The sequence below is a fragment of the Paenibacillus spongiae genome (assembly GCF_024734895.1).
GTDB classification, from domain to species: domain Bacteria; phylum Bacillota; class Bacilli; order Paenibacillales; family Paenibacillaceae; genus Paenibacillus_Z; species Paenibacillus_Z spongiae.
The window spans coordinates 6187035-6212453 of record NZ_CP091430.1 but is presented as its reverse complement, the minus strand read 5'-3'; the positions used below and the strand labels follow the sequence as shown (position 1 = coordinate 6212453).

The 25419-nt window shown below is 48.1% G+C and carries 24 protein-coding genes and 1 pseudogene; 16 read left to right on the top strand and 9 right to left on the bottom strand.

What is annotated here, in order from left to right; translation table 11 throughout:
* Nucleotides 1-24: 24 nt before the first annotated feature.
* The 6 genes and pseudogenes from L1F29_RS27950 to L1F29_RS27925 form a co-directional block, all read right to left on the bottom strand.
* Complete coding sequence (locus L1F29_RS27950) at nt 25-1488, bottom strand: alpha-L-fucosidase (RefSeq protein ID WP_258385295.1); 1464 nt, start codon at nt 1486-1488, stop codon at nt 25-27.
* A gap of 4 nt (nt 1489-1492) precedes the next feature.
* A complete protein-coding gene (locus tag L1F29_RS27945) occupies nt 1493-2326 on the bottom strand; it encodes a MerR family transcriptional regulator (protein WP_258385294.1) in 834 nt (277 codons plus the stop codon).
* 496 nt (nt 2327-2822) lie between these two features.
* The gene (locus L1F29_RS27940; protein WP_258385293.1) at nt 2823-3920 is read right to left on the bottom strand and encodes a hypothetical protein; all 1098 of its coding nucleotides are present in this window, start codon (nt 3918-3920) and stop codon (nt 2823-2825) included.
* A gap of 84 nt (nt 3921-4004) precedes the next feature.
* Entirely contained in the window at nt 4005-5072 is a 1068-nt protein-coding gene (locus tag L1F29_RS27935; RefSeq protein WP_258385292.1) for a sensor histidine kinase, read from the bottom strand.
* Nucleotides 5073-5076: 4 nt separating this feature from the next.
* Nucleotides 5077-5787 carry a response regulator transcription factor gene (locus L1F29_RS27930; RefSeq protein WP_258385291.1) on the bottom strand — a complete coding sequence of 237 codons (711 nt, stop codon included), beginning with the start codon at nt 5785-5787 and terminating at the stop codon, nt 5077-5079.
* 101 nt (nt 5788-5888) lie between these two features.
* Nucleotides 5889-6145: pseudogene (locus tag L1F29_RS27925) on the bottom strand (IS66 family transposase); the annotation flags it as partial.
* 700 nt (nt 6146-6845) lie between these two features.
* On the opposite strand from L1F29_RS27925, the gene L1F29_RS34530 reads away from it, so the two are divergent.
* The 14 genes from L1F29_RS34530 to L1F29_RS27860 all read left to right on the top strand — a co-directional run bounded on the left by L1F29_RS34530 (nt 6846) and on the right by L1F29_RS27860 (nt 18850).
* Nucleotides 6846-7349, top strand: a complete 504-nt coding sequence (locus L1F29_RS34530; RefSeq protein ID WP_373876439.1) for a VanZ family protein — start codon at nt 6846-6848, stop codon at nt 7347-7349.
* Between the two features lie 85 nt (nt 7350-7434).
* Nucleotides 7435-7809, top strand: a complete 375-nt coding sequence (locus tag L1F29_RS27920) for a RidA family protein (RefSeq protein WP_258385290.1) — start codon at nt 7435-7437, stop codon at nt 7807-7809.
* A 214-nt stretch (nt 7810-8023) separates the two neighbouring features.
* Nucleotides 8024-9049: a serine hydrolase domain-containing protein gene (locus tag L1F29_RS27915; protein ID WP_258385289.1), complete on the top strand. Its 1026-nt coding sequence runs from the start codon at nt 8024-8026 to the stop codon at nt 9047-9049.
* A 16-nt stretch (nt 9050-9065) separates the two neighbouring features.
* Nucleotides 9066-9860: a class I SAM-dependent methyltransferase gene (locus tag L1F29_RS27910; RefSeq protein ID WP_258385288.1), complete on the top strand. Its 795-nt coding sequence runs from the start codon at nt 9066-9068 to the stop codon at nt 9858-9860.
* Between the two features lie 158 nt (nt 9861-10018).
* The gene (locus tag L1F29_RS27905; protein ID WP_258385287.1) at nt 10019-10300 is read left to right on the top strand and encodes a ferritin family protein; all 282 of its coding nucleotides are present in this window, start codon (nt 10019-10021) and stop codon (nt 10298-10300) included.
* Between the two features lie 14 nt (nt 10301-10314).
* A complete protein-coding gene (locus tag L1F29_RS27900) occupies nt 10315-10671 on the top strand; it encodes a spore coat protein (protein ID WP_258385286.1) in 357 nt (118 codons plus the stop codon).
* A 215-nt stretch (nt 10672-10886) separates the two neighbouring features.
* Nucleotides 10887-12131, top strand: coding sequence for a hypothetical protein (locus L1F29_RS27895; protein WP_258385285.1), 1245 nt, complete (start codon nt 10887-10889; stop codon nt 12129-12131).
* Between the two features lie 145 nt (nt 12132-12276).
* Entirely contained in the window at nt 12277-13245 is a 969-nt protein-coding gene (locus L1F29_RS27890; RefSeq protein ID WP_258385284.1) for a GNAT family N-acetyltransferase, read from the top strand.
* Between the two features lie 127 nt (nt 13246-13372).
* Entirely contained in the window at nt 13373-14356 is a 984-nt protein-coding gene (locus L1F29_RS27885; RefSeq protein ID WP_258385283.1) for a phosphotransferase family protein, read from the top strand.
* A 184-nt stretch (nt 14357-14540) separates the two neighbouring features.
* Entirely contained in the window at nt 14541-15017 is a 477-nt protein-coding gene (locus L1F29_RS27880) for a GNAT family N-acetyltransferase (protein ID WP_258385282.1), read from the top strand.
* Nucleotides 15018-15545: 528 nt separating this feature from the next.
* Nucleotides 15546-16340, top strand: coding sequence for a helix-turn-helix domain-containing protein (locus L1F29_RS27875; protein ID WP_258385281.1), 795 nt, complete (start codon nt 15546-15548; stop codon nt 16338-16340).
* A complete protein-coding gene (locus L1F29_RS27870; protein ID WP_258385280.1) occupies nt 16337-17083 on the top strand; it encodes a (S)-benzoin forming benzil reductase in 747 nt (248 codons plus the stop codon). The genes L1F29_RS27875 and L1F29_RS27870 overlap by 4 nt, the downstream gene beginning before the upstream one ends.
* 165 nt (nt 17084-17248) lie before the next feature.
* Nucleotides 17249-17653 (top strand): VOC family protein, encoded by a 405-nt coding sequence (locus L1F29_RS27865; RefSeq protein WP_258385279.1) that lies wholly within the window; start codon nt 17249-17251, stop codon nt 17651-17653.
* A gap of 201 nt (nt 17654-17854) precedes the next feature.
* A complete protein-coding gene (locus L1F29_RS27860; protein WP_258385278.1) occupies nt 17855-18850 on the top strand; it encodes a phosphotransferase enzyme family protein in 996 nt (331 codons plus the stop codon).
* A gap of 208 nt (nt 18851-19058) precedes the next feature.
* Here L1F29_RS27860 and L1F29_RS27855 read toward each other — a convergent pair whose 3' ends face one another.
* Nucleotides 19059-19499: a hypothetical protein gene (locus L1F29_RS27855; protein WP_258385277.1), complete on the bottom strand. Its 441-nt coding sequence runs from the start codon at nt 19497-19499 to the stop codon at nt 19059-19061.
* Nucleotides 19500-19667: 168 nt separating this feature from the next.
* Here L1F29_RS27855 and L1F29_RS27850 point away from each other — a divergent pair, with 168 nt between their 5' ends.
* On the top strand, nt 19668-20642 hold the full coding sequence (locus L1F29_RS27850) for a phosphotransferase enzyme family protein (protein ID WP_258385276.1): 975 nt from the start codon (nt 19668-19670) through the stop codon (nt 20640-20642).
* 100 nt (nt 20643-20742) lie between these two features.
* Here L1F29_RS27850 and L1F29_RS27845 read toward each other — a convergent pair whose 3' ends face one another.
* Together L1F29_RS27845 and L1F29_RS27840 are read right to left on the bottom strand one after the other, a co-directional pair.
* The gene (locus L1F29_RS27845; RefSeq protein WP_258385275.1) at nt 20743-21177 is read right to left on the bottom strand and encodes a protein-tyrosine phosphatase family protein; all 435 of its coding nucleotides are present in this window, start codon (nt 21175-21177) and stop codon (nt 20743-20745) included.
* 241 nt (nt 21178-21418) lie between these two features.
* The gene (locus L1F29_RS27840; RefSeq protein ID WP_258385274.1) at nt 21419-24016 is read right to left on the bottom strand and encodes a GH116 family glycosyl-hydrolase; all 2598 of its coding nucleotides are present in this window, start codon (nt 24014-24016) and stop codon (nt 21419-21421) included.
* Between the two features lie 145 nt (nt 24017-24161).
* Here L1F29_RS27840 and L1F29_RS27835 point away from each other — a divergent pair, with 145 nt between their 5' ends.
* Entirely contained in the window at nt 24162-25031 is an 870-nt protein-coding gene (locus L1F29_RS27835; protein ID WP_258385273.1) for an AraC family transcriptional regulator, read from the top strand.
* Nucleotides 25032-25419: the final 388 nt, after the last annotated feature.

Sequence of the window (25419 nt, the reverse complement as noted above, 5' to 3'; positions counted from 1 at the left end):
TACGAAATCAGAGAGGTTCTCTCTTCAGTTGCTCGGCAAACTCTGAATAAGTACAACAGGTACAAATACATCGTTAAGCTGACGCGTAAAAGTAAGCACCATGTCATTACCGTCTCGCTCTATCTTTATCGGACTGCGATCACTTAGCAGGCATGCTTTGCCGTCAATGAATACATCCTTTACTTTTATTGTTGATCCACCGGGCTTACCTAGAATCATCAGATACAGATTATTGTCCTTCTTGGTAAACCGGATCGCCTCTCTTTTCTCAGTGAATGCTTCCGCCTGTATCCAGGGCCTTGTACCGTACACTGCGGTCCCATTCTGCTTCAGCCAATCTCCGAATTTTGACAATCGGCTTAATTGTTCCGCAGGTATTCGTGCATCTTCACCACGAGGGCCTACATTTAGCAGTAAATTACCATTTTTGGACACTGCATCTAAAAAATCTAGAACTAACGTCTCAAAGGAGGTGTAGTCATCATGACGTTCATTACGGTTATAGCCAAATGAACTTCCAATTCCACGAGTCATCTCCCATTTATTCGATTTAATATCTTTGTATCTCGTATACTCCGGTGTCGCGAAATCACTATGGGGAATGGCAGGTTGTACTAGGGCAGAGTGAATATCGGGATGTTTCTTTATCTTCTGCTTGATCATAAAGTCTATTATGGTTCGTACCGGCTTAAGTCCCATAAACTTGCCGCCCAGACTTGTGTGTTTCCATCGGTCATTTACCACTCCGTCGGGAACGACATCATAGTAGTAGGCAAACAAACGAAACAGGGTGTCCTGATCGGTAGGCCAACATATATCGTTCCATAAGATGTCTGGACGATACCGCTCAATCAGTTCGCGAACTTGGGCATCGGCGTATGCCGGATAATCACCGCCGGGCGTGGAGAATGAATAGTCAACAAGCGTTCTTGAAATCCTTCGCTGAAACGTCCAGTCAATGCCGCCTGAATAGTATATGCCAAAGCGCATGCCTTCTCTACGAACCGATTCAGCTAATTCTCCTATAAGATCACGCTCACTAAACCAGTTCTGCTCGTAAGGATTTTTAACCTTAGTGGGCCATAGGCAAAAACCATCATGGTGTTTAGAAACGATCACGACATATTTTGCACCGGCGTCGCTAAAAGTTTTTGCCCATGCAGAAGGATCCCATTCGTTCAATCCGTCCAAAAACATCTGTCTGAATCCTTGATAAGGCATGTTGCCATACTTAGCTTTATGGTAATGAGCAGATGGTGTGTTCGGATCTTTAATCGCATTCCAGTAGCCTTCAGCATATGGATAGACTAACATGGATCGGTCATAATCTGTCTTCAAAGTCTCTGCAAAACTGCCCAAGGGTGCAAATCCAGGAACAGAATAGAGTCCCCAGTGTATAAACACCCCAAACTTAGCATCTTCAAACCATTCTGGAACAAGGTGAGTATTGAGGGACTCCTTGGTTGGTTGATATATTTTATTATTCATTTTATTAGTGAATCTCCTCTGATTTAAGGCTTTTATCGTATTTACGTTTTAAAGAGCTGTACTCTTTGCTGTCCTTGGGCCGGGACTTTAAATAGTGCTTCACCGATAGATCAATAAAAGATTGGGATGCATCCATGAGATCGCGGTCTCCCTCAGGCCATGAAGCTCGATCTTCTTGAATCTGTGCAAAAGCATGGATTCGTTCATCATCCCCTTTGGTTACTTCCAATACCATTTTCCACCAAGCCTCGGCCAATTCTTGTGCAACTGGATCTTTCGGTGCCACTCCGGACATGGCAAGCGTCACGGCTTTCAAAGCTATTGCTCTCCATGTATGATAAAAATCGAAGGCTTCTTTTTTAGCAAAATGGTTACCCAACATTTCCTTCTGGGCGTCATCGAAAGTGTATTGCCCCCAATCCAACAGATTACTGTTCCTTAAGGTTCGGATAAAACCGGTTAACAACTGCCACGACGGGAAGTTACCAGCTGCGACGGCAGTCCGAAAAGCCTCGATTGAAGCAATGCTTGCATATGCGTCTTCTATTTTTCTATAGAGTACAACCTCTTGCTCATGCAGGATTTGCTCTGTCTGTGATAACTTCGGACCTTTAACGACTTTGTCGCGTATCTCTTGTAAGGAAAATCCTAATGATTTATAAAATATGATTTGCTCTAAACAGAGTATATCTTCCTTGGTATAATAACGTCGTCCACCATCAGTACGGCCGGATGTCGGCAAAAGCCCGATATTGTCGTAGTGCTGAAGTGTTCTTACGGTTACACCGGTTGCCGCAGCCAGTTCGCCGATCAAATAGATTTTGTCTGTTCCGTCCATGCGTCTCACCTCCTTACCATTACACCACATAACGTAACGTAATGAGCAAGGAACTTTTTGTTTTTTTAGGCATCAGCTCATTATGGTGCAATTAAAATTTCGACTATTGAGCGGTATGCCGTATCGAGAGTCATATTCATTATCCCAACGGGTACGATAGCACAGTAAATGTAACCCTCCAATTTCATCATTATTGGAATGTTATATCAATGTAACTGACGAAACTTGAACACCTACTTGTCTGTGCTGATTTAGGGCAGACTATTTTAGATAAAATTAACTCTAGTTATAATAACTATAGGTTAATTTCCCCAAAAAGGTGGATGTTCAAAATGCTGCAGTCTAAGAGTATCGCTAAGAGTCAACTATCGCTCATTATAATCGTGTGAGTTGTAAATCCGAACCATTTATGGATCCATTCAACAGCAGAAAAAACAGGTGATATTTCAACCTGTTCTTTTCTGTCGCGTATGAGTAGCTTCAATTCCCATTTATCCTATTGACCGCAATGATTGCAGCGCCCCTGCCTCCGGTAATAATAGAAAATCGTAGCGGCCCCCAGCGCGATCCCCCAAATCGGAAACAGCAGGAGCGGTGTGGATGCTCCCCAATTCTGTAAACTGCTAAAAGAGAAATTGAGGACGACTCCAAGGCCGGTAACGGTAATCATGATAGAGACAAGCCCGGCAGGAACGATGGCCAGAGCAGGAGGGACGCGCTTCCCGACCATAAACGGAATCCAGGGAGGGAAGACCTCGCCCCACGGCTTTATAAGTCCGCGTATAAGCATGGCGCCGCTGATTGATACCAGAGCAAGGCCCGCTCCAGCCCATACCCCGCCTGTATCCTGAAGACTTTGAAATAATTCCTTTGTAATCCCTAAAGGGATACCAACCAGCCATGCTATGCGGGTAATATCGTAATAAGCCGGAGCAAGGATCGCAATATAGGTTATCCGCCTTCCCCAGCGAGCCGCGGAGTCGGAAGCCATCCAACGGCTCGCATCGCTTTTGCATCCGCAATAGCTGCAAGCGTTGTTGGATTGACGTTGGTAGGACAAAGCCGTCGCCGCCCATAGCAAACCGCCCGCAATGCTAATGAGTTGGTTTATCACCGGCCATGTGATGTTATCGAAATAATGTATCGGTAACTCGAAAAAAATGCCCCCAATCAAGAAAATAGGAGTGTAAGCCGCTACAACAAGCAAGCGGCCATCCGGGATTACGAAGCAGAGAATCGCCGCAGCACTCCAAGCATAAACGAGCAGAATCGTTCGGGTAAAACCTCGCGCTTTGAACTTGCACATGACAAGCGCTATCAAGCCAAGAATGCAAAGAATAACAATAACGGGCCCTGCGTCCGCGGCTGTGGCGTGTCTTAAAAACGAATTTTGCGCATTCGGGTCGTTCTCCAAGCCTAATGGAAAGCCTGAGCCTCCAAGCGACCAATACAATCCCAGCACTCCATAGACGAGCGTCCAAACGATCGCTGCGTACCGGACCCATTCCGGCCAACGCCTCCACCAGCGTAATAATGAAGGCTTCGATCCAATTTTCACGGGATGGGATATAGTATTCCAATTTACGGGGTCCATAAAAGATCACAACTCCTTTTACAACGTTTCCTTTAGTATAGGGAGCGCAAGTAAACAGGAGGTAAACGGAAGGCAAACTTCATACTAACTTTGCGTTAGCGGCAACCTGATCGACAGAGAAGTCCCTTCGTTTGGCTTGCTGGTGACGATCAAATCTCCGCCATGGGCTTCAATTAGTTGCTTGGCAATGGACAGTCCCAAGCCCGAACGCTCTGAGGATGGTAAGGCTTCATCACTTTTAACAAGCGTCTCGCTGAATCCGATCCCGTCATCTTCAATCTGGATCTCCGTCGTCCTGTCATGAAGCTGTGAAATACGAACCGCGATCCTGGTGCCTTCCGGATTATGGACGACGGCATTGACGAGCAAGTTGCGGATAGCACGCGTCAGCAGCTTCGGATCGCAGGACCCCTGAATTTGGTCTGGATCTGAATCCATCATGAATTGGCGTCCGGTCGCCCAAGGCGCACTGCTGACATCCGCCACCGTCCTGCGTACGAGTTCAACGATATCCACTACCTCAGCTTTTAGAGGGATTTGTCCGTGAATCGTTTCATTGAGATCCTGTACCAGCTCTTGCAGATGAGCCGCTTTCTGCTGAATAACAGACAGGAATTTCTTCTGTTCCGTTTCACTCCACTGATACTCCGTATTGATCAGCATCGTAGAATAACCGGATATGAAGGTTAATGGTGTTTTTAAATCGTGCGCTATCCCTCGAATCCATTCTTGTTTCGTTTGTTCCAACTCCTGCAGCTTCTTCTCGTTTTTTTGGAGCGTATTCGCAAGCATCTGTAAATGCTCGAACAATTCCTTGTAGATCGCATACGGAATTTTCAACGTTCCGCTTTTGCGGGTATGGATCTCATCCCAGTGTATAGGAATATCATATTGACCTCTTGCCAGACTTCTGATCCAAACAATGATGAAATATACGGGCTTCCACAGATACCAGCCAATTAGAAGCAAGGTTAGAAGAAATAGGACGGCGTACAAGACTAGTATATAGATCTGAGAGCTGCTTAAACCGTTCTCGTCCGTGAGCCCTTGCGGCCAAAAAAACTGGACCGTCACGGCCGTAATCATTTGCATGAAAACAAACAAGAAAAAGAAAGCCAGCAGCTGTAACGCGATACGTAGCATAAAGTTCATTGTCTTAACCTCTCAAGGGCGGAACGAATTTATACCCGATTCCTCTCAGCGTAACGATCAGTTTGGGGTCGGACGGATCGATTTCCAGCTTCTTTCTGAGTCTGGAGATGTGGATGACGACCGTCTTCTCATCGCCTAGCACAATGGTGCCCCACATTTGCTCGTATAATTGTTGTGCGGTGAAAACCCGGTTCGGATGTTTGCAAAAATAAAGCAGAAGCTCAAGCTCTTTGGCCGGACAAGGCGTATCCACATTGCCCACGATAAGCTGTCCGGTGGTTCGGTTAACAGTAAACGAATTGTACTGATATACTTCCTCGGCGCTTAAACCATCTGACGCATATAGAGAGCTCCGTCTCAAATGAGCCTGAATCCGCGCGATCACTTCCATCGGGTTGAACGGTTTGCTTACATAATCGTCCCCGCCAAGGTACAGTCCCTGCAGCTTGTCCAAATCGCTGGAGCGAGCGGTTAGGAACAGAATAGGAGTTTTTATGATTTTACGTAACTCTATGCATAAGGCAAATCCATCCATATCCGGAAGCATGACATCCAGAACAATCATATCAAATCGTGTCGTTCGCACGGCCATAAGCGCTTCAGTAGCTGAACCGGCTTTTGTAATATGGATATACCCTTCTTTTCGAAGAAGATTCTCAAGCATAATCAGTATGCCTTCTTCGTCATCGACCAGTAATATCACTTCATTCCGCACATGCCGGCCTCCTCTGAAATTAGAAAATTTGATGTCTGCTAAAAGTAAGCGTCACCTCACGTCCAACTAGCCCTATCTAAGTCCAAAAGTTTTTACGATGCCTATCCCATCACTCGACAAGTGATCGGAAGCGAAGATGACCATGGCAAATACGGCTCGAGCGCCTCTGGGTTTGGTGGATCTGGAAGCTGCGGAAGCTGCTCGAACAGGTACTTTGAATATTGAAACGGAAGAAGTCGTTTTCCTTCGCCGTCTCGATGACGCTGTAGATCGCCGCACTTGCCTTCGCGCCGCGTGGCGTATTCGCAAATAACCAGTTCTTTCTCCCGACTGGCGCTCGGCATATCGCTCTTCTGGCGTGCCATCCTTGAGCTCGAAGCGTTTCTTCTGCGCTAAGCGGAACTGCTCTTCGTACCATTTGAGCTTGGCCAATAGTTCGATGATTTGTTGTTGTAGAGATTCAATGGTTGGCGTTTCAACATGTTATTCCTACTTTACTCATTAGATAACAAAAACCCAATCCCTGTAAGTACCTATGACGAAATGATTACAAAGATGTGTCTAAATGACGGGAACGGGGAGAGAAACACACGCTGATTGCTTGGAAAGGTCAACATGATGAAGTAAGCGCGTGAATCACTTCGCGCAGCAGTCTCGGGTCAAAGCCGGAATGAAGCTCAATACTAATTTGTACAGCCAATATTTCAATTGTTCGACCCAACAACTACCAAAAAACTGCGAGAATGATTGAGCATGCTCAAGGTGGACATGCCTTCTGGTTTACTTCCCTCGCGGCTGTTCTGGGGATGACATTCACGATTGAAGGGCTTGATGTATGGGGCAATCCGCTCGAGACACATCTGTTCAACAAGATGGATTCTGCCGGGAGGCTTCAAAAATAGTGGAGTTCATTTGTGAGCATAAAAATGAGCAGGCTGCTGTGGCAGCCCTCTTTTTTATAAAACAATAGGGTGGGAAAGTGAATTAGAGGAAATTATTGCTTAATGCCGAAATAACTACGTTCAGATGTTGTTTTTGATGGAAGTGAGGCACAGGCAGTGGTTCCCGTCCTAAAAAGAATAAAGCCAAAACACATTTTCGTGATTTACGGATTAGGTTTAGTTAACTTCGTCATTTTTAAGTTTTTTGGTGACGTGCAAAAGGTCTTAACAAGAATAGTTGGTATTAAAGAGCAAAGGAATGCGGGGTACTGGAATATTCAATTAGTACCCTTGAGGTCTATAACTTCCACTATCGAATCTTATATTCGAATTGGGTGGGAGCCTTCATCATTTAACTTTATAGGCAATATCATTGGATTTGTTCCAATGCGATTATTAATTCCTGTGCTGCTGCACAAACCGTCTTTTCTAAAAACGATGGGCTTATCCTTCGCCATTATTGTAAGCATTGAAATCGTACAATTTGTAACCTGCCTGGGGGCGGCGGATATTGATGACGTTATCCTAAATATGGCTGGAGCCTTCGTGGGATATATTGTGTATATAACTGCGCTAGCTTTGAAGAAACGAATAGTTCGAAGATTTCGAGCTTTAAACTAGAGTTCTTCTTTCTGACTAAAGGATAATTAAAATTCCCTGGCGAATATTCTATTTGGAATAAATAACCATAATCTTGGAGGGGAATATGAAACAAATCATTCTAACGGATAAAGCGCAGCAGCCCGGTAGTATGCCTTACTCTCAGGCCATCAAGGTCGGCAATACGGTTTATGTAGCAGGCCAAGGTCCTTTTGAGCCCCAAAGCGGAATGTGCGAGGACAGCACGATGGAATATCAGGCCAGAAGAACGCTGGAAAATTTGAAAGCGATTCTAGCTGAGGCTGGCGCTCAAATGAGCGATGTCGTCAAGGTTACGGTCTTCCTTGGAAACGGTGCAGACTTTGATGAGTTCAATGGCTACTACAAAGAATACTTCAGTGCTCCTTACCCTGCCAGAGCGATCACAGGCGTTAGTAGTAATATGTTAGTTCAAATAGATGCTATTGCGGTAATCGAGTAGCAAAAAAACTTGCAACCATAAGACTGCTTTCCTAGGGGTCTCCGTTAACGGAGGCCCTTTGTTCGCGATTTCGGCTTCCATATTTACGACGCAGTATTGTTGAATCAGCCCAAGCCGTAAACTTCATTTATATAAGAACTTTATTTTCTGGCCTGCGACCGGATCGAGTATGCTTTAACTATACATGATTAGGAGCAGAGGAGATCATTCGAATATGCAAATTAATGCTAGTATAGAGGCTTACAATCGGCAGGAGTCAATACCTTTCTCAGGTGCAGTATGGGTTGGCGGCCTACTAGAGACCTTACTCGAGCAAAGCTATGGATACGCGAATCGAGGCGAGCAGATCAGGAATACGACACAAACACGATTCGGCATGGCATCAGGCTGCAAGATTTTTACCGCGGTCGCGATTTGCCAGCTTGTTGAGCAAGGACGTTTAGCCTTGGATACCCGGTTAAAGGACTGCTTGCCCATTCCCTTCCCTGTCTTCGATCCGGAAATAACGGTGCATCATCTGTTAACGCATAGTTCGGGGATACCCGATTACTTCGATGAAGAGTTCATGAACGATTACGGCGATCTTTGGAAATCAAGGCCGATGTACGCGATGACATCTGCCGAATGTTTCTTGCCTATGTTTCAGCATAACCCGATGAAATTTACTCCAGGGGAACGATTTTCGTACAGCAATGCAGGCTTCATTCTGCTGGGTTTGATCGTCGAGCATATTGCAGGGACGACCTTTCAACAATATGTGGAGGATCATATTTTCAACGTCTGTGGGATGAAGGATTCCGGTTACTTCCGCCTGGATCAGCTGCCTGAACGAACCGCATGGGGATATATCGATAGCGGCTCGACCTGGAGAACGAATATGTATTCCATCCCGATTGTCGGCGGACCCGACGGCGGTGCTTTCACGACGGTGCATGATATGCGGATATTCTGGACGGCCTTGATGGATAACCGGTTATTATCGAAACACATGACTGAAATCATGTTAACCCCTCATATACAAGATAACGAGTTCATTCATTATGGTTACGGGGTATGGATCGTGATGGTAAGCAACAAGATATTCAAATATTTTGTGATGGGAAGCGATCCTGGGGTGGAGATGCAGTCCTCGATATATGCGGAATCGAAGCTGCAGGCTCATATATTAGCCAATATCAATAGCGGTGCCGGAGCCATAGCAACTCGGATCGATGAGCTTATATTAGCCGAGAATAGTTGAGATAGGAGCGATTTCAATGAATAATCATACGGATGTAGTTAGAGAGGCTTGGGATAACTGGTCGGAAACATGGTATCTGCGCTACCGGACGGACGAGGTCATCGCAAAAGTCATCCAGCAGCCGGAGTCGGCTTTTCATGCTACCACATATGCGATGATTCAAGCCGCGCTGCCTGACATAAAGGGGAAGCGCATCTGTATTCCTTCGAGCGGCAACAACCATGCGGTGTATGCGTTCCATTTGATGGGGGCTAGCGTAACCTCATGCGATATATCCGAGAAGCAGTTGGAGAAGAGTGCCGAGATTGCTCGCAAACATCATTGGGATATTGAGTTTATATGCGACGATACCATGAGCTTAAGCAAACTGAAGAGAGATGAATATGATTTTGTATATACCTCGAATGGGGTTCATGTCTGGATCGATGATCTGAAGGCTATGTACCGAAACATTCAGCGCATTCTTAATAGTAACGGCGCCTATATCATGTTTGACGTTCACCCTTTTATGCGTCCGCTCGCAATGGATACAGAGAAATTAAGCGTCATTAAGCCCTATGACTTAACCGGACCCTTCGATGAAATCCCGACATATAAATGGCGGATCCAGGATATCATGAACGCGATGGTTTCATCCGGCTTGAACGTAAAGCATATGGAAGAGATGTTTGCGGAGGACGGTACGTTCTGGGTTGACGACGATGAGGTGGATCAGCGCTCCCAGCATGAGCTGGATCAATTGTGCGACTGGAAATCCAATCCCTTGGCCGCTCTCCCTCAATGGCTATCGATTTATGCAAGAAAGTCATAATGCAATAGAAACCATGAAGCCGGTCTCCTGCAGGGAATGGCTTGATGGTTTTTATCATTTTAGACGGAAGGTGCCTCACTCAATTTTGGCTGGATATTTCCTCCACCGTCAGGGGATACTACCGCTGTTCATATTTTGGAGCAAAGGAGATTTGCGCAATGCAGCAATATCAGACGCAAGGCCAGCAGCAGCAGCAGCCCGTCATGATGCAGCCGCCTCAAGTCATTACGACGAAGGATTGCCTATACTTGAAGGACCAGTTGTCCTGGGAGCTGATTGCAATGAAGAAATGCCATCACCTCGCCCAAGAATGTACCGATCCTGAAATCCGGCAAGCTATTGACCAAGCGGGACAGATGCACCAACGGCATTACCAGCTGCTGGTCAAGCATCTGCAAAACAATAACAATGCGGAAATGGCAAAAGTGCCGAAGTCCTAAACGGGAGGATCGACATGAATCAAAATCAGAATCCGATGACTATCCAAAATCCGAAGCCGGCGAATGAGCCTCAAGTCAAAGGCCCGGAGATGAATGACCGCGATCGGATCAACGACGTATTGGCGATGGAAAAATATTTGACCGATAGCTTCAACGTCTCCGCTCGGGAAGCGAGCCATCAGGCGCTGCATCAAGACATTATGACGGTGTTGAACGAGTCGCATCAGTGCCAATACGGCTTGTTCGAGTTGATGTTCAGAAAAGGACATTACAAGCTCCAAGCAGAGCAGCAGCAGGCGCTCGATCAGGCTTATCAACAATTCAGCGGCTACTCCAGCCAATTTCCGTATCAAACGGGAACGCTGCAGTAAAGTCGTGAGCGGCAGAGACTTTTCTGCCCACAGCAAAAGACTGGCAACGGAGTCCCTTGCAATCGGGCTTCCTGTGCCAGTCTTTTGCTTTTATGCAGCAGCGGATGCGTCCCCTTTGGCGGATTGCTTGTAAAGATGAATATTAGTTAAAAATCGGCAACTTTTATGTTCTTTTCTCGTCTATATGGAAAAAAATGAAATGTGGTGTTTTTTCGATGAGACGAATCATTGCCGTTATGCTCGTATGTGCCGGTTTACTTGTTTCCGGTGTGCTCCCCGTGAATTGGAGCTATGCGAAGAGCTTCGACTCTGCCGATCTTCCGATAGCGGCGGGAGATGCAGCCGTGTTCTACCTGGTACCGCACCGACTGACCGCAGCATTGAATAAACCGTCCCTAACATTGGATTCCGTGACGATGAAGGCAGCCCCGTTGCTCAAGAAGAACGGTCATCTGTACTTTCCGCTCAAATGGCTGGAGACGGTTCACTTGGGGAGCGTCAAGTGGGACGCCAAGACAGGCAGCGCATGGGCGGAATTAAACCCCGAGAACCAGGGATATCTGTTGTCTTTTCACTTGATACCGAACCGTTCGAAAATTTACGTAGAGTCCAACGGATCGCTGGTAGCGCTAGAAGAAACGATTCCCACAACGTTTGCAAAAGATGGGCTATTATATGCCCCGGTAACGCTCCTGTCCAGAATCGGAGTCAATTATAGCTGGAGCAAGGGGGTCATGCGTTGGGAGTGGAACGATAAGGCGATCAAGGTGCTGCGCCCGACCTACACGACCCAAGGCGACACCATCACGTTCAGCGCATTGGCGCAAAAAGAGTTTGGCCATGTATATCTGCTGCAAAGCCTGGGGATCGGCGGTATGACAAGCGTAATAGGAGGCGGAATCAGTTCGATAACAGGCACGGAGAAAATGATTGGCGGCCCTATCTTAGTAAATGGAAAAGAGTTTCGCCGAATGGAATATACCGTCGATCTTCGTCCGGGCGCGAATCCGATTCAGATTTATTCTAATGTCTCGCGCCCTGCCGGCATTGTCGTTCATCGCCAAGTCTCGGATCCATCGTCGGTTTCAATCTTATATAACCACCCCGAGAACGAACGGAGTATCAGCTTCGACAAGCCGACACAAGGGTATCTTCGAATTCAATCCGGAGAACCAATAGCCATTGCCGGAACCGTTACCGATTCGTACATCCAGAGCAATGAAGTTGCTTTCCAAGTGTCCATATTTCGGAACGACGATTATTATGAAATCGGGGAGAGGACGGTTGTTCCGCTCGATGAGAATAAGGGATTCAGCGGTTCCGTCGTCATGGATAAGCCCGGGACTTATTTAGTAAATATATTGAGTCCGGCTGTCTTTGTCGGAGGGAGTTCGCCGTATGGCTCTGTCAAATGGGCCGAGATTCAGGTGGAAGTGCTGCCTAAAGGCGAAAATCCGTAATATTGGACAATTATCCTATTTTCTCATATAGCGCGAAAAGTACTTCATCAGATCGTTTCGTTATACCTGTTTTCTCCCACCTGGAGCTAATCGTCTCATCGTATAATTTGGATATTAACGGATAGAAGAAAGCGGGCGATAATAGATGGAGTTTCGATCCATAAGATCGGGCGAGCTGCAGATGTGGTCAGAGCTTTGTCGCGAGGTTTTTGACAAGGAGACAGGGAGAGAACACGGGGATTCATTTCTGCGCATGGCCCAGAATGATCCTTGGAAGGAGCAGAACAGCATACTTGTTGCTGTGGATGAGAGCCGGATCGTCAGCACGGTCCAGATTTATTGCCGTACCACGATGGTTGGCGCGCAAGCAATCAAGACCGGCTGCATAGGGGGAGTCTGCACGAATCCTGCTTACAGAGGCCAGGGCTTGACAACCCGATTGCTTCACAATGCCATAGATATCATGCGCGAGCAGGATATTCCTCTATCGATGCTCACTTCGGGAATTTGGAGCTTCTATGAGCGTTCGGGATGGGAGAATGTAGATTGGCACTGGAAAATCGCTAATTTCGAAGTTGATGATCGCGTTCTTGAGGCGTTCACTGTACGTCCAGTGCGGATGGAAGATATGGATGCGATCAAGATTCTGTATGCCAAGCACAGCCGGAGGTTTAATGGCCCGATTGTCCGGGACCGGGATGATTATTGGAGTCGTAACATTCAGATGGAGAACAAACCATGCTGGGTTGCAGTGGATCACAATGGCGACCTAATCGCGTATGTATGGCTGTATATTCGAGATGAGGACCAATACAGTTGTGTGATCGAATATGGAGAGGCAGCTCCAGGCGGCCGGATCCTCGAACGTATGTTGAATCGAATATGCTTGGCTTATGGCTGGAAGACATGCCGTCTCCGTGCGCAAAGCGGGGTTCATTTTGATTTCGGAGCTGCGGAGACGACCACCTATCCAGGGATCATGTACCGGTTGATCGATCCCATTCAGCTTCAGGATGAGCGGATCGCAACCACCGGGCAGCTTATTCGTTATCTAAACCGCCATAATAAACCAGATAGATCGGATTTTATCAATTGGGATCATGACAACGTTTAGCGAATGCCATCCTTCTTCTTCATCGTCCGTCTCCTATGACAGAAATAGTTATCTAATGCTAAAATCAAGTGATTGAAGAAATGAAGTTCAAAAGAAGCAATAGCGGATTTCGAATAGGGAGGCGAAAATGATGAAAGAAGGCTGGGAACGAACGGAGCCAGCGGCTTCGCTAGATCTGAGGAAGATGAACGAAATCATCCAACCGGCCTTTCCGGGGAAACGAATCATAGCCGCGGAACGGCTCGGAACCGGATTCAGCAATGCCAATTATAAATTTCAGCTGGAAGGCAGTTCGCGATCCTATGTCCTTCGAATATTCAGCGGGGGAGCAGAGGTAGCGGACAAAGAGCATGCCATCGCTGAGCTGGTGCGGCATTCCGTGCCTGTTGCCGACTTTATCGATAAGGATACGAGCTGCCGTACATATGAGAAATGCTGGGCGGTGTTGGAGTGGAAGGAGGGCGTTCTGCTGCGCGATGTGGTACGAACCGGAAACGCGGAGGAGCTTGCCTCTGCCGCGGCTTCCGTCGGAAGCGTTCTTGCCCGCATCCATCGCTTCACTTTTCCGGAGTCCGGTTTCTTCGGGAAGAACCTGGGGATCGTTCATCCTTATCGGATGGACGGGGAGCATTTTATCACCTTCATGGAGCAAAGTCTCTTCCATAACCAAAGCGGCAAGTGGCTCGGCGAGGCGCTTACCGATCAATTATGGTCGTTCTGCCTGAAGTATCGTTCCTTGCTGGCTGAGAATAGCGGCAAGCCTGTACTCGTACACTCCGATTTCAACGGGTTGAATCTGTTGATGCAGCATGGTCCGGCAGGGTATGAAGTATCCGCTGTTCTCGATTGGGAGTTCGCTTTCTCCTGGAGACGTCATGTCGATATCGCCAATATGCTCCGGTATGAGGAGGAGGGCTCGATCTTTGAGCAGCATTTTATCGAGGCATATCAAGAACATGGTGTACAGCTGGAGGATGACTGGAAGCTCCTCTCCAAGCTTGAGGACCTCGTTGCTCTGTGCGATATGCTGAACAACTCCACCTTGGACACACCCAACCGGATACGTGATCTTCAGCGGTTGATTGAAGGAACTGTCCGACGTTACGGATAGCTGGCATATAATTCGGAAGGTGGACGATATGAATCAAAAATGGGGTACCGCGGCTGAAGAGCGGCTGTTGGCAAGCCGGACCGTTATTATTTGTCTCAAATCGAACGATTGCATGACCTGGTAGCTCTGCTGAAATATATCCACGGGGAAGCGAATCGTTTACCAAGAAGAGAGGACTGCTCGCGTGATACATAGTTATGATTTTAAGGATCAAGACGAATATCGGTCTAGCTTCAATCAACTGGCCCAACTCGTCTTCGGCATCGACTTTGAAGCCTGGTATCGGAAGGGGTGCTGGGATGATCGCTATATTGGCCATTCGATCGTCAGCGGCGACCAAATCATAGCCAATGTTTCGGTCAGCAAAATGGATCTGACCGTCAATGGTGCAGCGAGAAGAGCGATACAGATCGGAACCGTGATGACGCATCCGGATCATAGGGGAAAGGGGCTTGCCAATCAACTGATGAAATATGTGTTGGAGACCTATGAATCTGCATGTGATCTGCTGTTCCTGTTTGGAAACAGCTCGGTGCTCGACTTCTATCCCAAATTCGGGTTCACCGCCGTACCTGAATTTGAATTTTACATGGATATAGCCGTTCATTCAGGCAATGGGAGCTTAATGCGTAAACTGGACGTATCGCAGGAAGAAGATTAGAGCTTTATCATTCAGAAGCTTCGTTCCCGCAGTCCGATTTCACAGCGGCTTGGCCTGTCCAACAACGTCGGTTTATTTTGCTATTACGCATTGAACGTCTTCTCGAAGAGCCTCTATTATTCGCAAGCGGACGACGCCATTATCGTATATGAGCATGAAGATGAACGGCTCCACTTGTATGATGTTGTCAGCGAGAATCCCGTTGATCTAGAGAAGCTGATTCCCCGTATTTCAATGGAGCAGACCCGGCAGATCCGATTTCAATTCACACCCGATCAACTGATGGACAAGGTACGCGCTGTCCCGCAAGCGGCCCAGGATGATGTTTTGTTCGTTAAACCACTTTCAGCGTTAGACGCTGCCGTGCCTTTCCGTATACCAGCATTGGCTCACGCGTAGTAGCTGCTGCTTTCACGTCATATTCACACACAACCTATGGTTGTACGATCATTAACTTTTCTTCCATTGCTGTCCCTCCGCCATCTATGCCATGATAGACATATCTTGTAAAGGCGGTGGGCGACTCTAATGGTAGATTCCAAATTTAACGAACGGATAAGAACGCATCGGCTTGAACAGGAATTGACGCAGCAGGAGCTAGGGGATTTACTGGGGGTGACATCGCAAGCCGTTTCCAAATGGGAAACGGGTCTGGCCGCACCTGACATCGCCTTATTGCCGAAGCTCTCCCGGATATTCAAATGCTCGATCGACTCCTTGTTCTATGGTACGAATGACGCCGAATTGCTTGCAAGAATGAAAACGATGATGAGGGCGGATCTCTCCAAATCCAAAATAGAAAGCTCCGATTTGCGGGGGATCGTGATGCGCGATGTGAATTTGGAAGATGCCGAAATCTTCGACAGCTGCTTGAACGGTATGCGGATTCACCATGGAGGCATGGCTAATCTCACGTTGCAGCATCTGGATCTTGACGGCCTCTCGATTGGATTCAGCCAGATGAATGGAGCGGTTATACATGATCTTGGCGGTCATACGATCCCCATTCGTTTCTCGGAAAATGATTTGAAAGGGAGTACGATCGACCGCTGCGATTTGGCAGGAGCCGAGATAACGGATTGCAACTTATCCGGGGTGACGATCAAGGGTTCGACGCTTAAAGACAGCTGGCTGCTTCAGCCGGAAACCTACGAACCTCTTTGTATGGAAGATGTACGGCTGCAGGACAGCGTCTTTCAAAACTGTGATCTATCCGGGTTAAAGATACAAGAATGCAAAGTCGACGGCATGTCGATCAATGGAATTCCGGTCGCGCTTCTGTTGGAGGCGTATGAACGGCGGATGGAGGCGGAACGATTATGAAATATTTCATCATAACGGGAACATCAAGAGGTCTTGGAGAAGCAATAGCTGAACGGTTGATATCGCCAGATCATTACTTGTTCTGTATCTCCCGCGAGAGGAACAATAGGCTTTTGGGCAAAAGCAGCAATATCGCGTATTTCGAATTTGATCTGAATGACATGGATCAGATCGAGACCTTAATGAATGACATCTTCATATCTATCGACCGATCTATTGCAGAAGGTATTTACCTGATCAATAATGCCGCCATGATATCTCCCGTCACGTTCATTCAGTCTGCTCAAGTTCAGGGGATAACCCGTAACTTGAATGTCAATTTACTAGCACCCATCATACTAACCAGCGTATTTATGCGACTTACCAATGAAATCCCTGTTGATAGAAGAATAGTGAACATTTCCTCAGGTTCGGCTAAAAATCTTCTCCCCGGCATGAGTCTCTACTCGGCGGCCAAAGCGGGGTTGGATGTATTCACTCAGTGCGTGGGACTAGAGCAGAACCAGGCCCAGGTACCGGTAGGAATCATCTCGATCTGGCCAGGTATGGTGGATACGGATCTGCAGGCAGAAGCGAGAAATCAGGACAAGACCACATTCCCGTCTGCCGAAATATTCGGTATGGTTAAGGATAAGGGGATGCTTACGACACCAGAGGAAACGGCTCAACACATCATCGAATACTTATTTAAGCAAGATTTCGAGCATGGGGCTGTCGTCGATCTATATGATTATTCGAAATAGGAATCAGCCATCGAAGGTGCTGCCGCTAGGCGGCGCTATTTTTTTACTCATCAAATCAATTGAGGAAAATATTTACACAAGAACATACGTGCGGTATATTAAATCTTAGTAGTGACTTATCCATAGTGCAGCATCATGTCCGAATCCATGAGAGGATGGTTTGCATTGACGAAATCGATAGCCAAAGGAATAGATTGTGTGTATCTGCCTGCATCAGATCCTCGCGTATCCGCGGAGTGGTACGTCAAGCATCTCGGATTGACGCTTCTGCGGCCAATTACGAATAACGCGCAAGCACAACTGGGATTTCCGTCAGGCAGCGCGATCTTTCTTATGCAGACTAAGGAATCACAGAATGCCAACTATCACGACATCTTCGGCAATGAACAGTGCTTGCTGACGATTGAGATCGAGAATTTCGATGAGGCATTTGATGCCATACGTTCTGCAGGCGTAAAGACGGACCCGATCGAGGACAATGGGGGCTGCGGAAGAAACTTCTACGTATACGATCCGGACGGAAACAAAATCGATCTATGGAGCGGCTGGCCGAATCAAGAGCAATCGTAACGGGGGAGTTTTCGCTATAATCAACTTTTCCATGGCAAATAGAATGAGCGGTATATACACTATTCCTTGAAGATGGAAAGGGTAGAATAGGAGGAATCATGATGCGCAACCACCAGCCGTGGTTATTGCTGCTGAGATGGCCGGAAGAAAAGGAGATTTCGATCATACATTCATCATTATGAATCTATGGGAGGAATCGATTTGGATCGAGCCATTAGAGCTTTACTGAATAACCGTATCTTGGAGGAGTCCGCAGGCAAGTTCGGATTTCATCCAGACGATTTGACGGATTTGGGCGGGTTTCAAAACTTTGTATACGGAGCTCATAGGGATGCCAAGCATTGCGTGATTCGAATTGCGCACAGCTCCCATCGGTCGCTGGCCATGACGGAAGCGGAATTAAATTGGATCTCGTATCTAATGAACCATGGCGTGCGCGCAGCGGCTCCGATCCGCTCGATAGAAGGCAAGTGGGCTGCTAGAATCAACAGCGGAGAAGACTATTTTGTGGCTACCGCTTTTGAGAGCGCGCCCGGTGCTAAGCTGGACTACCGGATTTACACGGAAGACAGCCAATGGGTACGGAGGCTGGGCCGAATGATCGGTAGAATTCATGCCTTGACCAAAGCATACCGGGTCCAAGAAGGGTCCCCGCGGCGATGCGACTGGTATGAGAATCATTACCTTACCCGAATTTCATCCTATGTTCCGGCATCCTATGAACATGTCCTTGAACCGATCCAACGGTTTCTGGGTGAAATTCGGCTGCTGCCCCAAGATCCCGATTCCTATGGGTTAATCCATGGCGATATTCAGCTGGGCAACTTTCATGCCCATCAGGATGGGCTGACGCTCTTTGATTTTGACGAGTGCGAATACAACTGGCTTGCTGCGGATATAGCCAATCCATTGTTCTATGCGACGCCGCTGAAGAGCGATGGCGTCGAGCTGCGGAATGCAACCGCCCAACGGTTCTACGATAATCTTATGGAGGGCTATTGCCGGGAGAACACGCTTGAGACATATTGGTTAGAGCGAATTCCGCTATTCCTCAGACTGCGTGAAATTCTGGTTTATTCAGGGGCATTCCGAAGCTTGGATCTGAATAACCTGCATCCGTGGTCGAAAGAGATGCTGGATACGACGACCTCGAATCTGATGAATGACTTGCCGTATCTGGCTATTCGCTTTAAATAAATTCACTTCGGCGGGCAGGTCGATTCAGACCTGCCTGCCAGTATTGGCCCCGGAGGAGGCATCATGATGACGCTCGATCTCGATTCATTGGAATTTCCGTGGCCTCATGACCTGATCGCGGAGAGTAGAATCAAGTCACTGGATCGCAATTATCTAGGCCGGCAATATCAGTTTCCATACCGGGCTCTGCTGCATAACGGGAAGAAAGTTATCTTGAAAGTGAATGGACAAGGCCAGCATGAGCTGAAGAACGAGATGGACCATTCATGCTGATATAAGATAAGCCGAACCCTACGGCGGCACCAACCTGTAGGTTGACGAGATGGAGCATATGCTTCGCGTTCTGACTCAGGCCGCTGTGACCTGCTTCCGGAGTAACGGAAGCTGCCTGCGGATCATGACCGGATAACGTGGAATCATCTGCGGCTTGCTTCGTTTCACGGATCAGAATCTTGCTGCCATCTGCTCTTACGATATATTGACGCACGTAAGCCCCTTCTCTTGCTGTCACGAGCTTTCCTTTATCGTCTTTCTGCTTGTCGTCTTCTTTCTCTATCTTCTGAAGCGCAGCTTCAAACAAATTCGGTGCTGGAATGGCACTCGTCCGTCTCGTAAGGGGCGAGTAGGCATTACCGGTCTCAATACGCATCGGTTCACATCCTTATTGGATTTACATGGAGGGGTTTGACCTAGTTATGTTATCGGCAATATGGGGTGTTGGATGAAGGTTACTGGCTGCTACAGAAGAACATTGTATCTGCACATCGGGCTGCGTTCGATCTTCGGTTCAACTAATATCTATTAAAGGAGGAGCTGGATGTTAAAACTGGCTGTCAATCATTCCGTCATCTCTTCGGACGCTTTGGTTCCTGTCATTCATGACTTATATGATATCGGGGACATCGCGGAGGTGCGTTTTCTCAATAACGGTCTTAATGATACTTATTTGGTAGCCGCGAGCGAGATTAAATACATCTTGCGAATCTATAAAGTCAATTGGAGAAGCCAAAGCGATATCGAATGGGAGCTTGAACTGCTGCATCATTTATATGTTCATGGACTGCCGGTGTCGCATGCCGTCATGAAGAAAGCCGGCGGCAATCTGGTTGAAATAGCGGCTCCGGAAGGACAGCGATTCGCCGCGTTGTTTACCTACGCGGAAGGCGGGCATTCGGACACGAAGGAGAGCAGCTCGTTATACGGAGAAGAAGTAGCCAAGCTGCACGCGGCTATGAATGGCTATCAGTGCCGTCATGACCGATTTGTCATTGATTTGGATCATTTGCTGAAAGAGCCTCTCCAATCGATCAAGCCTTTGTTAGCCCATAGACCGGAGGATTTCGAATATCTGGAGGCGCTGTCCAAGCTGCTGCGCAGCCGTATAGAGACGGTTTCGGAAGAATTGGAGCGGGGCATGTGCCATGGCGACCTGCATGGATGGAATGTGCATTTCCATAACGATAGCTTGACCCACTTCGATTTTGATTGCGGCGGATTTGGCTGGAGAGCGTATGATCTTGCGGTATTCTTGTGGGCAAGAGTCCGGGGCCGCGGGAAGGATGCTTTTCATAATGAGATGTGGGACGCCTTCTTGGCATCCTACCAGCAGCATAAAGCGCTGTCGAAGCATGACCTTGAAGCGATTCCGGCCTTTATCGCGATCAGGGAGATCTGGTTGATGGGGCTTCACACCGGTAACGCGCAGGTATGGGGAGCCTGGCAAAATGATCATTACTTCGATACGAATCTGAAGTTCCTGCGGGAATGGTGCGCGGAGCATGCTATAGCTTAAGATTGATGGTTGTACAAAGAAACCTTTCCTTCGTTGGCGGATGGTCTCACATCTTAACGAGGAAAGGTTTCTATTAAATATAGTTCCATTCCACCTGCCGCTACTTCTGATATAGCTTTTCCAATGCTGCCCGCTGTTCGGGTCTGATCTTCACTTTGTCGCGAATGGCGGTCGTCATGGTTTCGGCTTCTTCAATCGTTGCGCATGTGCCGAGGGCAATCAGTGTGCCGATCGCGACTGAACCGGCCTTCCCGCCGCCTCCGCCGCAATGAAAGCCGACTTTTTGACCGTTGTGATAAGCGTTAACGACTTGGTCAACAGCGGATTGTATGGACTGCTCAAGCGGCGTCTCCCCATTCTCATCACATGGGATATGCACCCACTTTGCCTTCCCGCTGCCATCGGCACTTTCCGCGGCATCTCCACGCAAATCGACCAACACATCCACTTGCTCCTGTTCAACCATGTCTTGGGCATCCGAAGCAGCTCCAAAAAAGATTTGATCGCCAACCAGTGCTTGATAGTTTTTGGTCATCGTAAACTCCTTGGATTAAATTTGTAACGATCGGATCTCGTCAAAAAAGAGAGTTCCGCTAATCTTCATTATAACGGAAACTCTCTATTTAATTGAATGCATTGTTAATAATTCGAAACGAATGGTTGGTTAAACCGAAACGGAGCAGGGCGAATGATTCTGAAGAAGCGTCAGCGATCGGAAGAACATTCGCCTGCGCAGTTGCTGTTTAACCGCTACTTTTCGTTGTGCCTTATATGGGTTAGCTCCGCAGCTCTATTGCAAGCGAGCTATTCGTATCGATTAGGTTCGAACCGGCAAAATGAATTTCATTGCCGTCGATACGATACGCCAAATCAACACCGTCCAATCGGATGCTGCGAATCGCTTCGATCTGCTCCTTAGGAAGCTTGAGCACCTTCAAATCCAGCTTGCCGTGCAGCACGTGAAGACGGGCGTGCCCGGGACTCGTCTCGAAGGTTCCCCAGCCCATGTCGAGCGACCAGAACACGCGGAAGGTACCGTCCGAAGATTGTACGGGACTGAAGCCGATCATGCCTTCTACCATATTATATTCGAATCCGCTGAAGGCCTGCAGCAAGGAATAGCTTGCCATCGATCTTGCATAATTGCTGCCGCATTCGATCTCGTTCCACGGATTGCGCTTCTCGCCGTCATAACGATCGCGAATGGCTTCAACGATGGAGAGTCCTTCCTCGATCAGCCCTTCCTGGATCATATGCGAAGCGGCCTGGTATTCAAAACCCGTCATCGTTTCCGTATTATAGGTCAACGGAATCGCCGGTCTGCTTACCCCGCTTGGCCATGTGCAGATCACAAGACCTCCTTCGTCGTTGAGCGTGAACAGCCTCCATGTATTCGCTTCGTGCCTCATGCTGGATTTGAAATTATGCCGGTATAACGATTTCAACGCGGAGCGGGTCTGCTCCTTATCGAGAACTTCGCCGAGCCCGCACAGATTGGCATGCCATTGGGCGACGACCTGATCGATGGCGCAGCCTTCCGCGATCTGGTATTTAATCTCTCCCAATTCCTTATTCCAGTAATGATTGACGGTCGCTTCGCCGAAGGGCTCCAGCACTGATTTATCCGACAAATCGATCTGTTGAACGTAATACTCGCCATTGAATAGATGCTCGTCTACCCACGCTTTGCCCATTTCAAACAACCGGTTGTAGTCATCCGATGCGGCATGCTCGCCCAAGAACGACGCCATCTCCGCGCCTGCCTTAAGAGCAGCTAAATAAAATCCGCTCAACCAGGAATTGGGTCCGTAAAGCTCCATATCCAAGGTATGGTGTTGTCTGCCTTCAAGAACACCTTTTCGATCAGGGTCCCACTTGTCCTCGTTGCTATCGGCCCACGCATACTCGATCGATTGCTTGACGGCCGGCCAGACGGACCGCAGCCAATCCGTATTCCCCGATATTTTCCAATCACGGTAGGCTTTAATAACGCCGCCGAACTGGCCGTCCGCACAGGCGCGGTAGTTATTTCTTTCGCGCCCGACCGGCAGCATGAGACGGAATGACATTCGGCCGTCCTCGCGTTTGTTGTATTGAAAATCAAGATTACGCATGCTGCGTTCCAAGCTTGGGAACAAGAACGGCATCGCGTAAGCGTAGTTCCATACATGCGTGCAGGAGCCTTCGCAGCAGCCGGTATCGTCAATGCAGCCTTCGAATCCATAGAAGGAGCCGTCGGTCAGCCGTAAGCTCGTCGCTGTCTTCAAGACGGATAGGTTCGCGGATACCGCGTCCTTGACGACGGGCGGTACCGTAGAAGAGAACAAAGCCTCCTTGAATTTGAGCGTGTCCCCATACAGTCGCTCCCAATGAGTGAAGGCGTATTTCGCACTTGCCCGGGAATCCTCGAATAGAGTGGCGTAATAATTTTTCCATGTGTTATGCCCCGTCGGATTCGGGTTCCAGTAATTGTTCATGTTCGGGAAATTCCAGCTGATCGTGAAGCGGATCTTCGTCTTCTCGCCGGGCTTCAGCTCCGCATGCGCGGCCAGCGACGCGGTATCTTTCCGATACATAGGCGTCTCATCCTCGCGGTACTGTCTGTTCTTCATGCGCCCGGGCTGGGTGAAATCATGCCAGAACATCTCCAGATTGTCGCACCATCCGCCGCGGTACCAATATTCCTGGTAGCTGATATCCGCCGCATCCGTAGCGATCGTAATATCTCCAAACTGGGGATGCTCGCTGTCATATTGATTGGAACCTAGCTTGATCATATGCAAGCTGCGTTCTTGACCCTCGGGTATTTCACTGTATTGATAAACAACCTTCTCCGTTGGAAGGGAGTTGCCGGCCGAGAGGCACAGCGTATAGGTTATAGGGACTTGCTCCGTATTCTCCAGTTCCCACTCGAAGAAGGCTGCGGGAATGCTTGAATCATCCTCTTGCAGCGGAATGAAAGGGTTAAAGGCCAGCAATTGAACATTCCCCGGAAACGCGGATTCCTTGAACGACATGCCTGCCAGCGGAAATTCTCCTCGGAACTCCACCTCTTGAAAATGGGGCATTCCCGCCATCGTTTGGCTTTCCGGACCGAATCCGTAGCCGCTGTGAAGAGGGCCCCCTCGAATATGCTCGCCTACATAAGGAGCTTGCATATCTCCGTTCAATACCCGTGCGTCCAGCACTTGACCGGCATGCTCGGCCTTCACCGCAAAGTGGCTAAAACCGTTGAAGCTCCTCTTGTTGGGGCGGTTGAAAATTTCCCAGTCCACCAGCCGGCCGTTACCCGAAAGGCCAATGCTGCCGCTCCCGATTCCGCCCAGCGGAAATCTGATTTCTCTTGTTTCCGCGCCTTTATACACGTTTTCCATACGTAGCCTCCTCATAGAATGATATACTACTAAGTAAGATGCTGCCTTCATCATAAGAGGAGCGGGTATGGAATTCTTTATATAATCGACCTGTTTTCTTTGTAAAAAACGATTGTCATTCGATCTTGAAAGAGGTTTCATGCAGATGAAATTAGAAGATCACGTCATTGCACCCTATATTCGCATTGCCGATTACGCAATCCGGCCCCCGTTCTTCATTGGTGAACGCAATCTGCTCGATTACATTATTTTTTATGTGCAGGAAGGCCGATTCGAAATTCAGGTCAACGGTCAAATTCAGATGTTGAAGGAAGGGGACCTCTGCCTGCTTCAGCCTGGCGATGTCCATACCATCCAAGGATTGACGAATACGATCAACCCGTACGTACATCTGGATTTTTTCTATAATCCGCACAGGGAGAATAGCTTCGTCACCCTTGCCGGCCAATTGGACATGACTTCATATGAGGCTTATATGCAGCCCAGACTGCATAATTGCGAGGATGTGCGAATACCTTTCAAGCTGGAGACGGCCCATTCGGGTAAAATGCGGGATATAGTCTTAAAGATGATCGAATGCTGGCAGCTGCAAACCTACATGGGAACGGTAGAAGCCAATCAGCTTGCCCATGAATGGCTGACCACCCTATTCAAGCAATACATGAAGCCCAAACCGGGCGTGCTGTCCCCGCAGCCATTCCTGAATTGGATTACGTCTTACTTTGCTTTTCATTTCTCCGAACCGATCAGCATCGCCGACATGGCCCGAAGAGCCAATCTATCGCCTTCCCGATTTACGGTGCTGTTCAAGCAGCAATTCAACATGACGCCATATCAGTACTTATTGAAATTACGAATCGAGCATGCTCAGGAGCTGCTGCGGGAAGGATTGTCCATTCAAAAGGTGAGCGAATACTGCGGCTTTACCGACGTGCATCACTTCTCCAAATCCTTCAAGTCCGTAACGGGAGTCAATCCCGGCTATTATAAGCGAAACCCGCACTGCCTGGGCTGATCGGCTTCGGATGATTGGATTCCAAGTGGAGGCTGAAGCATTGCGGAACTGCTTTCCGCTGCTCTATAATTTCGATGTTAATGAAGAGATGTTTGTTACGGCGAGCGGGCAATAGGAGACGGATTCTATGTCCGTATTCCGTGTAATGAAGGTGGGCTGGAATAGTAACGGACATCGGATGCGCTATTGTTGAATATGGAGCCGAGTTGGGGAGGTAGCGGACACCAGAGACGTTATTTATGCGAAAATCGGAGGAAATGTGGTCATTTGGTGCGAATAGCGGATCTGATGTCCGGACCGTGTATCCATATAAGGTGTTTGTCACAAATAACGGATTCTATGTCCGTATTCCGTATAATGAAGGTGGGCTGGACTTGTAACGGACATC

Bases quoted from the DNA above. Each gene is read 5' to 3' on its own strand.
- L1F29_RS27885 (WP_258385283.1), top strand. From the start codon at position 13,373: ATGATGAAAGAAGGCTGGGAACGAACGGAGCCAGCGGCTTCGCTAGAT.
- L1F29_RS27855 (WP_258385277.1), bottom strand. From the start codon at position 19,499: ATGCGTATTGAGACCGGTAATGCCTACTCGCCCCTTACGAGACGGACG.
- L1F29_RS27835 (WP_258385273.1), top strand. From the start codon at position 24,162: ATGAAATTAGAAGATCACGTCATTGCACCCTATATTCGCATTGCCGAT.
- L1F29_RS27845 (WP_258385275.1), bottom strand. From the start codon at position 21,177: ATGACCAAAAACTATCAAGCACTGGTTGGCGATCAAATCTTTTTTGGA.
- L1F29_RS27905 (WP_258385287.1), top strand. From the start codon at position 10,019: ATGCAGCAATATCAGACGCAAGGCCAGCAGCAGCAGCAGCCCGTCATG.
- L1F29_RS27940 (WP_258385293.1), bottom strand. From the start codon at position 3,920: ATGGACCCCGTAAATTGGAATACTATATCCCATCCCGTGAAAATTGGA.
- L1F29_RS27950 (WP_258385295.1), bottom strand. From the start codon at position 1,488: ATGAATAATAAAATATATCAACCAACCAAGGAGTCCCTCAATACTCAC.
- L1F29_RS27850 (WP_258385276.1), top strand. From the start codon at position 19,668: ATGTTAAAACTGGCTGTCAATCATTCCGTCATCTCTTCGGACGCTTTG.
- L1F29_RS27945 (WP_258385294.1), bottom strand. From the start codon at position 2,326: ATGGACGGAACAGACAAAATCTATTTGATCGGCGAACTGGCTGCGGCA.
- L1F29_RS27875 (WP_258385281.1), top strand. From the start codon at position 15,546: ATGGTAGATTCCAAATTTAACGAACGGATAAGAACGCATCGGCTTGAA.
- L1F29_RS27870 (WP_258385280.1), top strand. From the start codon at position 16,337: ATGAAATATTTCATCATAACGGGAACATCAAGAGGTCTTGGAGAAGCA.
- L1F29_RS27895 (WP_258385285.1), top strand. From the start codon at position 10,887: ATGAGACGAATCATTGCCGTTATGCTCGTATGTGCCGGTTTACTTGTT.
- L1F29_RS27890 (WP_258385284.1), top strand. From the start codon at position 12,277: ATGGAGTTTCGATCCATAAGATCGGGCGAGCTGCAGATGTGGTCAGAG.
- L1F29_RS27915 (WP_258385289.1), top strand. From the start codon at position 8,024: ATGCAAATTAATGCTAGTATAGAGGCTTACAATCGGCAGGAGTCAATA.
- L1F29_RS27840 (WP_258385274.1), bottom strand. From the start codon at position 24,016: ATGGAAAACGTGTATAAAGGCGCGGAAACAAGAGAAATCAGATTTCCG.
- L1F29_RS27920 (WP_258385290.1), top strand. From the start codon at position 7,435: ATGAAACAAATCATTCTAACGGATAAAGCGCAGCAGCCCGGTAGTATG.
- L1F29_RS27900 (WP_258385286.1), top strand. From the start codon at position 10,315: ATGAATCAAAATCAGAATCCGATGACTATCCAAAATCCGAAGCCGGCG.
- L1F29_RS27910 (WP_258385288.1), top strand. From the start codon at position 9,066: ATGAATAATCATACGGATGTAGTTAGAGAGGCTTGGGATAACTGGTCG.
- L1F29_RS27935 (WP_258385292.1), bottom strand. From the start codon at position 5,072: ATGAACTTTATGCTACGTATCGCGTTACAGCTGCTGGCTTTCTTTTTC.